The organism is Streptomyces typhae (genome assembly GCF_009755605.1).
Lineage (GTDB): Bacteria > Actinomycetota > Actinomycetes > Streptomycetales > Streptomycetaceae > Streptomyces > Streptomyces typhae.
In genome coordinates this window covers 19,381-33,364 of the sequence record NZ_WPNZ01000038.1, presented here as the reverse complement: position 1 = coordinate 33,364, position 13,984 = coordinate 19,381, and the positions used below count along the sequence as shown (strand labels likewise).

Annotated in this window: 12 protein-coding genes; 6 read left to right on the top strand and 6 right to left on the bottom strand. The window is 68.6% G+C overall.

Annotated features, from left to right (window positions below):
• The first annotated feature begins 76 nt into the window (after positions 1-76).
• The 6 genes from GPA10_RS40075 (at position 77) to GPA10_RS40050 (ending at position 8,080) form a co-directional block, all read left to right on the top strand.
• Positions 77-2,845: a pPIWI_RE module domain-containing protein gene (locus GPA10_RS40075; protein ID WP_157169715.1), complete on the top strand. Its 2,769-nt coding sequence runs from the start codon at positions 77-79 to the stop codon at positions 2,843-2,845.
• A gap of 287 nt (positions 2,846-3,132) precedes the next feature.
• Positions 3,133-3,459 (top strand): hypothetical protein, encoded by a 327-nt coding sequence (locus GPA10_RS40070; protein WP_157169714.1) that lies wholly within the window; start codon positions 3,133-3,135, stop codon positions 3,457-3,459.
• Positions 3,456-4,733 carry a lanthionine synthetase C family protein gene (locus GPA10_RS40065; RefSeq protein ID WP_157169713.1) on the top strand — a complete coding sequence of 426 codons (1,278 nt, stop codon included), beginning with the start codon at positions 3,456-3,458 and terminating at the stop codon, positions 4,731-4,733. The genes GPA10_RS40070 and GPA10_RS40065 overlap by 4 nt, the downstream gene beginning before the upstream one ends.
• A 100-nt stretch (positions 4,734-4,833) precedes the next feature.
• Positions 4,834-6,186, top strand: a complete 1,353-nt coding sequence (locus tag GPA10_RS42020; RefSeq protein WP_198351852.1) for a methyltransferase, FxLD system — start codon at positions 4,834-4,836, stop codon at positions 6,184-6,186.
• Positions 6,187-6,306: 120 nt separating this feature from the next.
• The gene (locus GPA10_RS42015; RefSeq protein ID WP_198351851.1) at positions 6,307-6,816 is read left to right on the top strand and encodes a class I SAM-dependent methyltransferase; all 510 of its coding nucleotides are present in this window, start codon (positions 6,307-6,309) and stop codon (positions 6,814-6,816) included.
• A 178-nt stretch (positions 6,817-6,994) separates the two neighbouring features.
• Entirely contained in the window at positions 6,995-8,080 is a 1,086-nt protein-coding gene (locus tag GPA10_RS40050) for a hypothetical protein (protein WP_157169712.1), read from the top strand.
• Between the two features lie 35 nt (positions 8,081-8,115).
• On the opposite strand, the gene GPA10_RS40045 is transcribed toward GPA10_RS40050, so the two are convergent.
• From GPA10_RS40045 to GPA10_RS40020, 6 genes are all read right to left on the bottom strand, one after another.
• On the bottom strand, positions 8,116-8,484 hold the full coding sequence (locus GPA10_RS40045; protein ID WP_343041857.1) for a hypothetical protein: 369 nt from the start codon (positions 8,482-8,484) through the stop codon (positions 8,116-8,118).
• A gap of 169 nt (positions 8,485-8,653) precedes the next feature.
• The gene (locus GPA10_RS40040; RefSeq protein ID WP_157169711.1) at positions 8,654-10,069 is read right to left on the bottom strand and encodes a DUF6177 family protein; all 1,416 of its coding nucleotides are present in this window, start codon (positions 10,067-10,069) and stop codon (positions 8,654-8,656) included.
• 181 nt (positions 10,070-10,250) lie between these two features.
• Positions 10,251-10,583, bottom strand: a complete 333-nt coding sequence (locus GPA10_RS40035; protein WP_343041856.1) for a YwqJ-related putative deaminase — start codon at positions 10,581-10,583, stop codon at positions 10,251-10,253.
• A gap of 46 nt (positions 10,584-10,629) precedes the next feature.
• On the bottom strand, positions 10,630-11,106 hold the full coding sequence (locus tag GPA10_RS40030) for an SUKH-3 domain-containing protein (RefSeq protein ID WP_343041855.1): 477 nt from the start codon (positions 11,104-11,106) through the stop codon (positions 10,630-10,632).
• Between the two features lie 23 nt (positions 11,107-11,129).
• The gene (locus GPA10_RS40025; protein ID WP_343041854.1) at positions 11,130-13,514 is read right to left on the bottom strand and encodes a YwqJ-related putative deaminase; all 2,385 of its coding nucleotides are present in this window, start codon (positions 13,512-13,514) and stop codon (positions 11,130-11,132) included.
• Positions 13,511-13,909, bottom strand: coding sequence for a DUF6507 family protein (locus GPA10_RS40020; RefSeq protein ID WP_157169710.1), 399 nt, complete (start codon positions 13,907-13,909; stop codon positions 13,511-13,513). Before GPA10_RS40020 ends, GPA10_RS40025 begins: the two co-directional genes overlap by 4 nt.
• Between the last annotated feature and the right edge of the window lie 75 nt (positions 13,910-13,984).

Here is a 13,984-nt window from a genome sequence, read left to right as displayed (position 1 = left end):
GCATCGATGCACTTTCGCGCATCGGAATGACACTCACTGACGCTTCTCCCCGATTCGAACGGAGACCCACCCCGCCATGGCCTACGACCACATCCAGCCCGCCGCTTTCGTCCCCACACCAGGCGGCGATCCCTTCCTCATGCCCCACTACGCACTCGCCTTCCCTCGTGCCTGGCGAGACCCTCTCAAGGACCACTGGCAGCACGGCAAGCCCGAGCGGCGCGACCGCGGCAAGGTGTCGGTGCCCATCAAGCGGCTCAATCAGGTGATCGCCGCCGTCGCCCCCGACTTGGTGTCCGTGGCCAAGAGGGCCCCACTCGACGACGGCCGACCCTGGCTGTACGCGAACGGTCCCTATCCCAAGGCGGTGATGAGCACCTTCATCCACGCCTGGCTGCGCGATCTGCAGCCGGGCCCCGAGGGCCACGCCAAAGTCAAGGAGACCGCTTCCCTGCTGGACATCGACGGCCTGGAGTGGGATCTCCTCAGCGTCGACATGCTGGAGCAGACTGTTGGTGACGGCGGCACCGCCGTGCCCGCCGACCACCTGTGGCGGCTTCTGCCCGAGGTCCTCGCCGCCCGCATCGCACGCCAGGAACCGGCCTACGAGCACTTCGGCGAGCGGCTCTCGTTCCGGCAGGTCGCGATGGACGCAGGAGCTCCCGGGGCCGAGCTCGTCTCCTGGCCGCCGTTGGAGCACCCCACCGGACGTGGTGCGAAAGCCAAGGTGTGGAACTACTCCGCGTACATCCGGATCTGTCTGCGCACCGTGCCCTTCGACCCGACTCCCCGCATCCACCTCTCCACCGGTGTACGACGATGGGTACGTGGTCCCGTCTGGCTGCCGCAGCGGGGACGCGCCTCCGTCTACCTGCTGGCAGACCAGAGCCTTGTGCCCGACGGACCTGCCCCGGAACGGTTCGCGGTCGGTGGCCTGCGCTGGGTGCCCCAGACCGGGGGCTACGCGTGGGTTCAGGGCGGGCCGGAGGGGATGCTGGACCAGATCTCTGCCGTCCCCCGCTTCCCCTCACCCGATCTCATGGCCAAGGAGCCGGAGACCTGGCTCACCGGCCGGTACGGCGTCACCGCCGCAGTGGTGCACCACACGATGATGGGACGACACGGAGTACAGGCCGGAATCGCGCCGCAGGAGCGACGGCGCCTGACGGAGTGGGCCACGGCGGCGCTGTCCCCCGAGTTCATGTGCGTCAGCACATCCCGGCGCAGCGGGATCCGGCGCCAGACTCCGCACAACGTGCTCGAGTCCACCGCCTCCGTGCCGAAGAAGGCCACCGACGAGGACAAGGCGAGGATCGACCGGGAGAATGCCGAGCGGCAGGCGCGCAACGCCGCCCGACGGCGCCCCCTTCTCGCGCGCGCCGTCGGCCCTGCGGGGCTCACCGCCGTACTGCTGCACCAGACCGACACCATGCGCGACCACCTGGTCGCGGCTGCCGAGGAGAACCTCGGCCTCGCACAGCACCGCACGGCCGGTGGCCCCGACCTGTGGCAGTGGGACCATCCCGACCTGACCGTGCGTCTCCACGTCCGGCGGGCCGGGGAACTCGTGGCCCCGCTGGGTGAGGGCAGCACTCTGCGGCGCGGCGACGAGTGGGACGCCGCCATGGATGCGCGACGGCGTGCGGTGCGTGACGCAATGCGCGCGTGGGCGACCGATCTGGGCAAGCATTCCCAGCTGGCATTCGTCGAGTTGGAGGGCAAGGACGGCTTCCGGCGCCGCACCAGGGACCCCAAGTCCGCGCTACGTGTGGGGCTTGCTGACGCCGGCCTGGTCAGCCAGTTCTTGGACCTCCCGGACCCGGACGGCACCAGGCCAGAGGCTGTTTCGGACCCGCACCGGGCCAAGGCTGCCTGGAGCGATGGCCTGCGACAGCTCGGCACGCGGTTCCTGCCCGAGCATTCACTCGGTGCGGCCATCCCGGAGGACCTGAACCAGCTCGCATTCTGGCTCGTCAAGCGCAACGTCAGCCGTGGCAACAAGTACCCGCAGTTCACCCCGATCGCCGTACTCATCCGTCCTGGCCAGGACTGTGTGCTCGGCCGTACGGCGGAAACGTCGGACTGGGTGACATACCCCGAGCTGCTACGCAGCCTCACCGGAAAGATCCGCAGCACAGATCTCAGGACGCGGAAGCAGCAGGAGGACGCAACCGCCCTGTTCGTCAAGCAGACGCTGTACAAGTTGCGTGGCGAGCCGACCCTCGTCCTCACCCACGCACAGAACACCCGCCAGCGCTGGCCGTGGCTAACCAACCCCGGGCTGGCCGTCGACCGCCTGAGCCTGGGTGCCGGACCACTTCAGCGGCTCGCCGCGCACGGCCGCCGCCTGCGGGTAGTCCGCATCGCTAGCCACGACCGGGAGGAGACACCGCAGTGGTGGGCACCCGACGGGGACGTGGGCGCCGGGGTTGCCAAGGGCCTGTGGGTGCCCGCTGACGCGCAGCCGGACAATCGTCTCTTCCAAAGCACCTCAGACAAGGCCAGCCAGCACGGACACCCCCGTGACATCAGCAAGTTCACCGAGCACCGGAACGCAGCCGGACGGTCTCTACGCATGCCAGGTACGCCAGCGTGGAATCCCGAAATCTTGGACCTCTGCATGGCGGCACTCCAAGCAGGCGACGTTCCGGAGCAGTGGGCCATGTACGTCCACCAGCAGCGCTTCCCGGACGACTATGCCAACGCGCTCCAGCTTCCACTAGCCCTGCACCTCGCCCGGCTCGCCGCGAAGTACGCCGAGCCTATGGAGGACACGGAACAGGCCGATCCGGGGACGGCCTCGATCGGGGCCACGCCCGAGGACGGGTCTGAGGGCGAGGCGTAAGCAGTGGCCGACAGCTTGTTCCGTGCGGCTGGCGCCCGCTGAGTCAGCCCTCCTCAGCGGTGTCGCCGCCCGGTTCCGCGATCGGAGGAGGCTTGGGAGGGGCCTGTGTCGGCTCGGGTCTCCTGCCGATGGGCCTGTAGCCCCGTTTCCCGTCAGGGTCGAACTGTGGTCGGGAGTTAGAGGGCGTCTGAAAGGCCGTCAGCGGGCTGGCCTTGCGAGGCGGCGCCGGCGGACGCGCAGCAGGCACGCGGCGGCTGCTGCGCCGCCGCCCTCGCCGATCGACCGGAATGCTGGTGCGCGAAGATGTCCGCCAAGCCGTCCACCTGGCCGACCCCGCTGACAACCACGCTGCCCTGCGGGCCCTGGAAGGCGGAGACCTGATCGCCCAAGCGTGGCAAGCCCGGCGTCGCGTCGCCGCCTCGTACAGCGTCCGGCTGGAACAGAACCCAAACGTGCCATCGCCGGAATCGGTACTGGCGTCGCTGCTGCACTTGCATCACATCCGCAGCATCGGCATCGACCCCGACTCCGAGCAGCGCGCCGAGCGGACGGCGCGCGCCGTGGCACTGGCCTGGTCGGCTCGCACGGCGCCCGCGGACGGAGCCTCGCGATGACCACAGCCACCGCTGTCGTACTGCCAGCACAGCTCCGCCACGAGGCCGCCGCAGTATCCGCACGGCTGGCCGACGCACTGCGCGAGCCCCCACCTTCCGACACCGATGGCGACCTCAGCCCGTCCAGCCCGCGCTGGCGCGGCCAGTCGCTGTCCAAAGGCGCAGCCGGGGTCGCCGTCCTGCACGGACTGCGCGCCCGCGCCGGACTCGGCGGTACCGAAACGGTGCACGCCTGGCTTCAGGCCGCCACTCGCGAACCGCTCAGCGCCGGCGGCGGGGCCGGACTGTGGTACGGAGCGACCGCCGTCGCCTTCGGCATGCTCGAAGCCGCCCCCGGCCGCTACGAGCGAGAACTGCAGCAGCTTGACCTGGCCGTCGCCAGGCTTGTACGCGCCCGGCTACAGGTCGCCCACACACGCATCGACGCGGGCGCGCAGCCCCCGCTGAGCGAATTCGACCTCGTACGCGGCATGGCTGGACTGGGCGCCTACCTGCTGCGCCGGAAGGTGAATGGTTCGCTGCTCCGGCAGGTCCTGGAGTACATGGTGCGGCTGACCGAACCGGTCCCGGCGCGCGACGACGCCGAGGGCAGCGTGCCTGGCTGGTGGACCGGGGATGTTCCGTCCGGATGGGATCGAGTGGCCGTCGAGGGCGGCCATGCCGACCTTGGCATGGCTCACGGGATCGCCGGCCCGCTCGCGCTGGTGGCCCTCGCGGCACGCGCGGGCATCACGGTGGACGGCCATGCTGAGGCGATCGAGAAGATCACCGCATGGCTAGAGGCATGGCGTCAGGACAGCCCAGCCGGACCGTGGTGGCCCGAGCGCGTCACCTCAGTCGACGTACGTGCGGGCCGCTCCGCCCAGGAGGGTGCCCGGCGACCGTCGTGGTGCTACGGCACCCCGGGCATCGCGCGCGCCCTGCAACTGGCCACCATCGCCACCGACGACCACTGCCGCCAGGAACGAGCCGAAGACGCGCTGGCGCGCTGCCTGGCCGCCCCCGTGCAACTTGCCCGGCTCAGCGATCCGGCGGTGTGCCACGGGTGGGCCGGGGTGTTCGCGACGGCCCGCCACGCCGCTGCCGACGCGCGCTCCGGCGCCCTCGCCGACCACCTGCCGCACCTGCTGACGGCGCTGTTGGAAAGCGCCGAGGGCGGGCGGCTCGCGGATGACCAGATCGGGCTGATCGAGGGCCGCGCCGGGATCGCGGCTGTGCTGCACAGTGCGGCGACCGGGACGGGCGGGTGGGAGACCTGCCTGCTGATCAACTGAAGGGCAGCTGAAAATGACCGCGTTGCCCCCTCCGCAGCGTCCCGAGCACGGCTGGCAGCAGATGAGCCTTTGGTGCCCCGACTGACCGGCCGCCGAGCAGATGGCCGTCCACCATCTCGGGCCGCAGCTCGCTCAGGCCGAGCGCGCCGGGCTTCTCGCTGGCTGGTGGTTCATCCGCAAGGACACCTGCTGGCGCATCCGCTACCAGCCCCGCCTTGGCCAGGACGAGACCGCGCGGTCAACCATCGGCGAGATCACGCACAAGTTGTTCGCCGACGATGTCATCGAGGGCTGGGCGGCAACCCTGTACGAACCTGAAACCCATGCCTTCGGCGGGCCCCACGGCATGGACGCCGCCCACCGCCTGTTCCGTGCAGACAGTCATCATCTTCTGCACCACCTGCGGAAGTTCGGTGACCGACACCGTAGTGAGAAGGGTGTGCTGCTGACCTGCGCCCTGCTGCGCGGCGCCGACCAGGACTGGTACGAGCAGGGTGACATCTTCGCCCAGGTCGCCGCCCACCGAACGACCGACCGGCCACCCACGGACACCGAGACCGACGGCGTGCGGTGGCTGCTGACCACCCGCGCTCACCGCATCGACTGGACGCTCGCATGGCCGGAGGCCTTCCGCGCGACGGGAACGGCTCTGGCCGAGCTGGCGCACACCGGGCACCTCACCCGCGGCTTGCGCGCAGTGCTTGCCCATCACCTCCTGTTCGCGTGGAACCGGGCGGGCATACCCGCACGTCAACAGGCGCTCATCGCTGGCGCAGCCGTGGAGGCCGTCTTCCACCGAGAACCTGCCTCGGCACACGGCCGAAGCCGCAAACCAGCGCAAGATCACATCACTAAGGTGACCGAAGTGAACACCACCGACACCACTCAGGACCACGAAGCTGCCCGGCTGCGGGCAGGCCTGGTCGACTACCTCCGCGGCCGCGGCACGTTCAGTACCCCGGCGGTCGAAGCCGCCTTCAACACCGTCCCGCGGCACCTGTTCCTGCCCGGCACGGACCTGGTCACCGCCTACGCGCCCCAGGTGGTGGTGACCAAGCGCGCCGAGGACGGCAGCGCACTGTCCTCCGCGTCGCACCCGAACATGGTCGCCTCCATGCTGGAACAGCTCGACGTACGCCCCGGACAGCGGGTCCTGGAGATCGGCGCGGCCACCGGCATCAATGCCGCCCTGCTTGCCGAACTCGTCGGCCCCACCGGCGCGGTCGTCACCATCGAGATCGACGAAGACCTCGCCGCAGGCGCCCGCACCGCGCTCAACACAGCCGGATACGAACGCGTCGAGGTGGTGTGCGCCGACGGTGCCTTCGGCCACCCGGACCGGGCTCCGTACGACCGGATCATCGTCACCGCTGGAGCCTGGGACATCCCCGTCGCCTGGTGGCAGCAACTCGCCCCCACCGGCCGCATGGTGGTACCGCTGCGCCTGCACTAATCCGGACTGACCCGCTCCGTCGCCTTCGACCGCCAGGCCCCGGACCACCTGACCAGCGCATCCGCGAAGGTGTGTGGCTTCGTCCCCCTCCGCGGAGCCTCCGACTCCGCCGGACGCTCCATGCAATTGGCCGACGATGTCACCCTCAACCTCGCCTCCGATGAGGAACCCGACGTCAGCCGACTGAGCCAGGCGCTCACTCACCCCTCACACGAGGTATGGACCGGCATCACGGTCGGCGACACCGACCCAGTCGAACACCTCGACCTGTGGCTGGCGACCACCACCCACCACTTCGGCCGACTCTCCGTCGGTGCCCAAGCCCACCAGCGCGGGCTGGTCCCACCGGCCATGCGCTGGTCGGGTGCCACCCTGCACAACGGCTCCAGCACCCTCGCCTACCTCGCCCTGCGTTCCGCTGGCGACCAGTCCGAGGAGCTGGGTGTGATCGCGTACGGAACCGAGGCCGCCACATTTGCCGCCCACACCGTCGAGTTGCTGCACCGCTGGAACAAGCAACGCCCCACCCAGCCCGCCATCACCGCTCACCCCGCCGACACCCCGACCGAGAAGCTGCCGGAGGGGACCCGGATCCACAAACCGGACACCACACTGACCGTCGCCTGGTGATGCCGAGCGACCGCCGCCGGTGATCGATCGGCACCGGGCAGCCCCGAACGGGAGGCAGACCGTGACCGTGAGCACACCCCACCTTCCGTACGGCGCGCCACCACCGGACTCCTGCGAGACGGCCGCCCGGCGCTTCCCCTTGATCCCGCGCAGCAGGCCGCCCTGCCCTCCCCTGGAAGTGCGCCTGGAACAGATCCGCACTCGGGCCCACGCCACCCACCGCGACGGCTCCGATCAGTCGCTCCTACGCGCCGCCCAGGCTCACAACCTGGCAGCTCTGACCGCCAGCGACTGTGGCTTGCCCACACTCGCACAGGAACTGTGCACGCGGCAGGCCACACTCTTCCTCAAGGCCCGGCCCTTCGACGCGGCCACCGCGAAACTCGCACTACAGCCGCTGATCAACATCGGGCGGCTGCTGATACGCGACGGTCGAGGGGCTGTCGCCCACCGGCTCTTCGAGCAGCTGTACACCGCGGCGAAGTCCCAGACCGACAGGGTCGTCGACGGCTTCACGGTCACCTTCCAGGACCTCACCGCCAGCGCGGAGGACCACCGCGAGATCACGAAGTGGCTGTGGTCGGTCCTGCTCGCGGACGGCACCCGGGCTCTCGCCCAAGCCGGCCGCTGGCCCGAAGCCCTCCACCACGCCCGTCAGCACAAGGCCATCGGCCAACGGCTCCTGGACGGACGCCAGATCACGGTCCTCGCCCACAGCACGGCGGGCGAACACGACCAGGCCCTGACCCTGCTGGCGGCCTCCGACACCCCAACACCGTGGGAAGAAGCGGTCGCCGCCACCTTGACTCTGCTCTGCCGGTCCCGAGCCGGGCAGGCCATCGGTCCGGGCCTCACCGACTTGGTGGACCGGTATCTCACCGGGAACGACGACTCCGAGCACGAACACGCTGCCTTCCGCGCCCGGCTCGGCCTGTGCGCCGTAGACCTCGCGGGCGACACAAAGGCATGTCAACGCGTCGTCAGCATGCTCGCGAACGAGGCCAGAGAGCACGCCGACGCGTATGTCGCCCGCGACCTTCTCGCTCACCGCTCATGCGCCGGCCATCTGGATGCGAATACGGCATGGCCGCTTCGCACCATTGCCTACGATGCCGGGCTCGGCAGAGGATCACTCCCGCCCAATTTCCACGACGACCTCATGGAATCGATTCAGCTCAGCGAAGCAGCACTGAGGTTTGCGCTTCAGAAGCCATCCACTTCCCTGGGCGACTACCACGGAATCGCGACCGAGCCTGGTCCCTGATGCTCCAATAGGTGCGGCTCGTTCTGAGTGAGGGGTCAGTCCTGCCAGTCCAGCTGCGGCTCGGGGATGCCGATGGATCGTCCGTGGGTCTCGGCTGACCGACGGCCCTCGGCTTGGCCGCGCGGGTATCGGAAGATCTTGCCGGGGAAGATCACAAACGCCTCGGTGGCCGTGTTGTAGTTGACGTACCAGCCTCCCGTCGGAGCGAGAGGGGCTGCCATCTGCTCGGCAAGCGACTCGGCGTCGGCTTCCGCGGCGGCGAAGTCCAGGAGGGTCCACTGCCGGGGCTGGCCGGGCGCCGTGGTGGCCACTTCGATCCGCGCAATCTTGGTGACCTGCAGCGAAATCCTGTTCATCTCGGTCCCAACACGCAGGCTTTCGGCGATGAGCACGCCCTCAAGCACCTGGTCCTCCTCGGTCTCGGTGTAGCGAGAGTATTGGGGTGGCGATCACTGTGGCAGCTGGCCGTAGACGGCGGGACCGACCAGCAGGCTCGGCATCAGCGGCCCCATGGGAGTGCTGCGGCGATCTGTCGGTGCCCGGGTACGGCCACGGCCCCGATCGTCGGCCGAGCTACGCGCTTTTGAGGTGTCGGGTGAGCGTCTGGAGGGTGTTCCAGGCGTCGGGATCCGTGCCGTCGCCCAAGCGGTAGTGCAGAGCCGGGCTGGTGGCGGGGCCGAGTGCCTCGGGGCGCTGGGGCAGGGGCGGCCGACGGGCGTGGTCCAGGCCGACGGCTCGTACGTCGGCGGCGCCCAGCGTGAAGGCGACGGGGATGGGGGCGCCTTCGAGGTGGGCCGGAACCGTGAGGTCGCGGCGGGCGCGGCGCAGGGTCACAAGCATGGCGCTCAGGCCGGGCCCGGCCGCAAGGGCTTCGGCCAGCGCCTTCAGGGCGTCCAAGGGAGGGTGCTCGTCGTTCGCGTACCCGAGGGTGAGCGAGGCTTCCTCCGCGACGCCGGTCTTTGTGCGGGTCACTCTGAGGCTGGCGATCGCGGGGCGTTCGGGGTGACCGACGGCGAGGAGGTGACTCGGGGCAGGTGCGCGGTCGCGGGCCAGAGCAGTCAACTGACGGGGCGACCAGGGCAGGTTGACAGGTTCGGCGGTACCCCAGCCCGCCGGGGCCGCACCGGTGAGATGGTGCCAGGCGGTCTCAAGGGAACGGCCCAGGAGGAGGTCGGCGTCGGGGGCGTGGAGCGTGCGCAGGGAGACGGTGAGCTGCTGTTCGGCCGGAGGCTCGGGCAGGGCGAAGCCCTCAGCCGCAATGGTCTCGCCGTCGTCGCCGGGGGCGGGCGTGAAGGTGCCCTCCCGCCAGTGCAGCACAGCGCCGGACAGGCCGTCGAAGTAGCCGCCTTCGGGAGCCTGCACCACCCACCGGTTCGGCGGGCCGGTCAGGGCGGTGTGCAGCGGCAGGCTCAGGCGGGCGTGGGGTGGGGTGACGATGTGCAGTGCTCTGCCCGAGTCCGCCGACACGCGCAGGACTTCCGAGAGCCATGCGGTCAGGGCGACGACCGGACGGTCGGCGAGGACGACGGCGGTGGAGTCGCTGAGGATGTCGACGGCAGGCAGGTCACCGTCGAGCGCCGGGACGGCCTCCTCGCCGGTCGGGCCGTCGGCCGTGTGGACGACGCGGACGGTGGCGGCCTCCGGAGGCCAGGTGGTGCCGCCGAGAAGCAGCGTGAGGCGACCGCAGAATGATCCGGCGAGGTCCGCCGCCTCGGCGACGGCGGTGGAGGCACGGGCCTCCGTCCACCAGAACGGCACGTCGGGCGCCGCGGCTTGGGAGCCGAGCAGGCGCTGGGCCTCTCCGTGGGTGTGGACGAGCACGGGCGCCTCGACGGAGACCAGAGGCCGGCCGTCCGGCGTACGCAACTGGACGACGGCCCCATCGGACAGGGAGTGGACGCTCAGGTCGGGCCCGCCCGCGTGCAGACCGGCGAGCAGTGCCATGGCGTCGGGCATCGCAGGGGTGAGGGCGATGACGTCCTTGGTCATGGGTGCTTCGTCGCTTCCGGATGGTCGAGGGCTTCGGTGTCGTGAGCGAGGGCGGTCTGGATGGCCTGGTTGCGGTGGCCTCGGCGGATGAGGGTGCCTCGGTCAGGCGGTTGAGGGGGGCAAGCAGGCCGGGAAGAGCTGGCAGTCCTGGGCTGCCAGCTCTTCCTCCCGAGTCGCGTAGTCAGCCGACGAACTGCACATACAAGGCGTCAAGAAGTGCTGCACAAACGGCGCACGGCTGAGCAGGCTTCCCGTGATTGGGGTCACCTTCAGGGCGGATCAAACGCGACGTCATGACTGCGCCTTCGAAGTGTCCGATGGCGTCACGCATGGTCGTCGCGCGCCCGTCGTCCCGTTCTGCGTCGAGTCGCCACAGCTGATCGGAAACTAGAATCGATTCAGCGCAGCGACCGTCGAACCCGTCTCGCTGCTCGCTTGGAAGCAGGCCTACGAACTCCTGCACAGCCGGATGAAGATTAGAGCTTTCATCACCCAGCAGACTCGTATGACTCACGACAATGTCACCCAAAAGCAACGATGACGAAATCTCCGGGAACTGCCTAGACAAAGAAATCCTCCGCATCCAAAGCGTCCTCACGCCCCAGGAAGAAAGCAAAGGCCTCGTATTCGCCAGAGCCCCAGAAATATGCCCCTGTGTGATGCAGGTGGAAAAATCTGCCGATCTCATCGACCAAGATCAGGCCATACTCGCGGGATTCATAACCGACGGGGAAGAGCTGCTTACCGAGGTTCGCAGTCAATTCCAAAATTGCCGCCGCATCCCCGTCGTAGCCGCCTGTCGGATCCATCTCCATCACAAGATCAGTCACTCGGGGGTGAGCGAGCCGCAGCCCGCCGTACTCACGAATGATGCGCACAGCTGCATCGACTGGCGTCAGCCGCTCACCCTGCCGTTCTGCATCACGCAACCTTATGCGTACGAGTTCCTCAGCCTCCGCACCAATATCTCGACCGGAAGACCAACCGTTCCGGCTCAACCACTCGCGCACTTCCGGTGATGGGGTAATGGTGGTCACGGATCATCCCTTTCACGAAGAGCTCACTCGTACGCCCGAATCCCAAGCTGTGGAAGCACATGCTTACAGGTGTCACAGGGGCGCATGTAATCACCATGCCTGCCTACCACTTCACCGGTCTTCCCACGGACAAAATCTCCGATTCGCCGAGTGTGCATCACGGCGCCGTCCAGCGCCCGCCGGGCGTCCGCCACAGTACGTATCTTAGTACCTGTTGGATCCAACTGATGCAGGCGGTCACTGATCAGGGATATCTCGGCACATTTGCCGTGCCCAGATCCCTTGCTATCCAGCCGCCCAGCATTATAGTCATCACTGATCCGCTGCAATATCTCTTTCAGCACTTCGTGCGTATGCGGAAGCTTCTGTCCATGCATCTTCGTAGTGCTGGAGTGCACTGTGACCACGTTGTCGTGGAGAAGACTTCCTGCACACCCGGTATCCAGCTGGTGCCTGCCAGGGTTGTCTCCTCTGACAGCTGCTCTCGCCTTCTCGGCGAGGCGGAGGGCTTCCCTCTTGAGAACGGCAAGCTTCCCTTCCGGGGAGAGACGGCTGACATCCACCGCTGGAAGCCTGTGATGCCTCATACGGTCGGCGCTGGCACCGTGCCAATCAGGCTGGGGCTCCAGCCGAACGCCTTCATCAGCTCTGCCGGCAGAACCTGACTCGTGCATCCCAGAGCCAGAGCCGCCATCCCCGCCAGGTCCATCCCCGTGCGGGGCGGTGCCTGCCTCAGGCCCATCCGTCGCATGATGGCCCGTGACGCCACCATGGTCGGTACGGGGCGGAGCGTCACCGTGGTGCGCTGAGGAGGTATGCGACGGGCCGCCCGGCGGCTCATGACTTGCGGAGGCACCCCGACCCATGTCATCAGCGGCACCGCTGCCAGGAACGTGTGCCGCAGTGCCACCGGGCATATGGGCTGGGCCACCACCGGGCACGTCTTCCCCGAGACGACCAACAGCACTACTCGCCCCGTCGCCCGCACGTGCTCCAGCCAGCACAGGAGGCTGTTCCGGAGCCCGCACGCCGGGAGGCACCGCACCGTCGGTTTCGGCAGCCCGCTGCCGCGCCAAGCGCTCTGCCGGAGCGTCCTCCGCCTTCTGCAGCATCTTGCCGTGCTCGTCGAGCAGATCTCCCTTGTTCGTCAGGTAGACCGTGTTGCCCTTGTCATCGGCGTACCGCAGCGCGTCGTCTGGCACAGTCGCAGGTCGCACAGGCGCGCCCGCGCCCTCGTCCACCAGGCGGTAGGGGCCGTCCGCCATCCCCGCGTACGTACCCGCCCGGCCACCATTCCGCAGCGGCGCCACCAGATCCCCGACCTTGACCGCCGCGAACTTGACGCCCTTCGCCGCATACGTGAACGGGTCGACCCCGCGGCCGACCTTGCTGACGACCGCCATCGTCTTGGCGGCTGCACCGCCCTTCGCCGCGGCCCCCGCACCCCGCGTCGCCACGATCGTGAGGGCGTTGAAGCCCACCAGCCCGGCCGCCCGCGCCGGATTCTTGCCCCACTGGTCGTAGGCGATCAGCCCCTTGCCGGTCTCGACCACCGCCCGCCGGGAATCCCGCAGCCAGCCCGGGAGCTGCTCGTCCTTGGCCATCCAAAAGGCCCCGCCGAGCGGGGTCATGGTGAGTGTCAGGCCGGTGCCCAACTTGGCCAGGTTGGTCCACGCCTCCCCGGCCGCACCCCAACCGTCCTTGCCTCCCAGCGTGCCGAACGCCTTGACCGTGCCGACGATGCCGTCCACGACGAAGCCCTTGCCGAAGTCCACTGCCTTGCGGGCAAGCCATTCGATGCCGTCGTAGTCCCGCTCAGCCTTGGCACCCCAGGGAAGCACTTCGGCCTGGTCGAGGACTTCCTCGGTGTAGCCATACGTGCCGCAACTGGTCTCGCCGTCGCTGCTCGGCTTCAGCTGGATGCCGTCGACCAACGCGGTGATCTTGTTGTGGCATTCGATCTCAGCGGCCTGGAAAGCCAGGGCGGCGGCCTTGACCTCGTCCACCAGCCGGTTGTTGTGGTCGACCTTGTCCTGGTCCTTGCGCCAGTCGTCATCGGTCGAGACGTCATCGATGACAAAAGCACTGGCCTCGATCTGCAGCTGCTTGAGCTTCTTGGCCAGCGGACGCACTTCGGTCGCGTAGTCACTCAACGCCTGCGCGACCTTCTCCAACTGGTCGGCGAACGCGTCCGACCGCGTGGCCACCGGCTTGGTCGTCGCGAACAGGTCCTCCGCCTCAGGAGCCTCGTAGAACGCCGACAGTCCCTGGAAGATGGAGTGCACCTGACCGCCGCTGGTGCGGAACAGCGATGCCTCCATGCTGAGGTCCGTGGCGTCCCGCTCAAGCTGTTCCAGGTTGCCCGTGAACTGCGGTATGCCATTGGGGTCAATGAGCTCGCTGCTCACTTGCCACCGCCCCGCGCGCCACCACCGACACCGGGCATGTCGGGCATCGGCATCTCCGCGAGCGCCGTGCCCTGCTTCTTGGCCGCCATATCCAGGTCACCCTTGACGTACTCCAGGGTGGCCCGGTTGGCGCCGTTCAACGAACTCCCCGTCCGCTTCGCGATGTACGTGAGGTTCTTCGACCACTGATTGAAGAACACGCCCAGGGCGGACCCCACCGGTCCCGGAGTTCCCTGCCCCTCGTGCCCACCCTCAGCGATGGTCCCCGCATGCTTGGCCGCCTGCGGCAGTGTCTTCTGCATCTGCTTGCCGGCGGTCGCCATGGTCTCGGCCGCCGTCCCGGCCCGCTGGAGTACTCCCCGGACGCCACCGGGTTCGATGTCCCACGCCGTCATCACACGCCCCCCTTGATCTCTCTGTTCCCGACCGCACGCCTGCCGTCCAGGACCTCAACGCGCTTACGCTGAGCC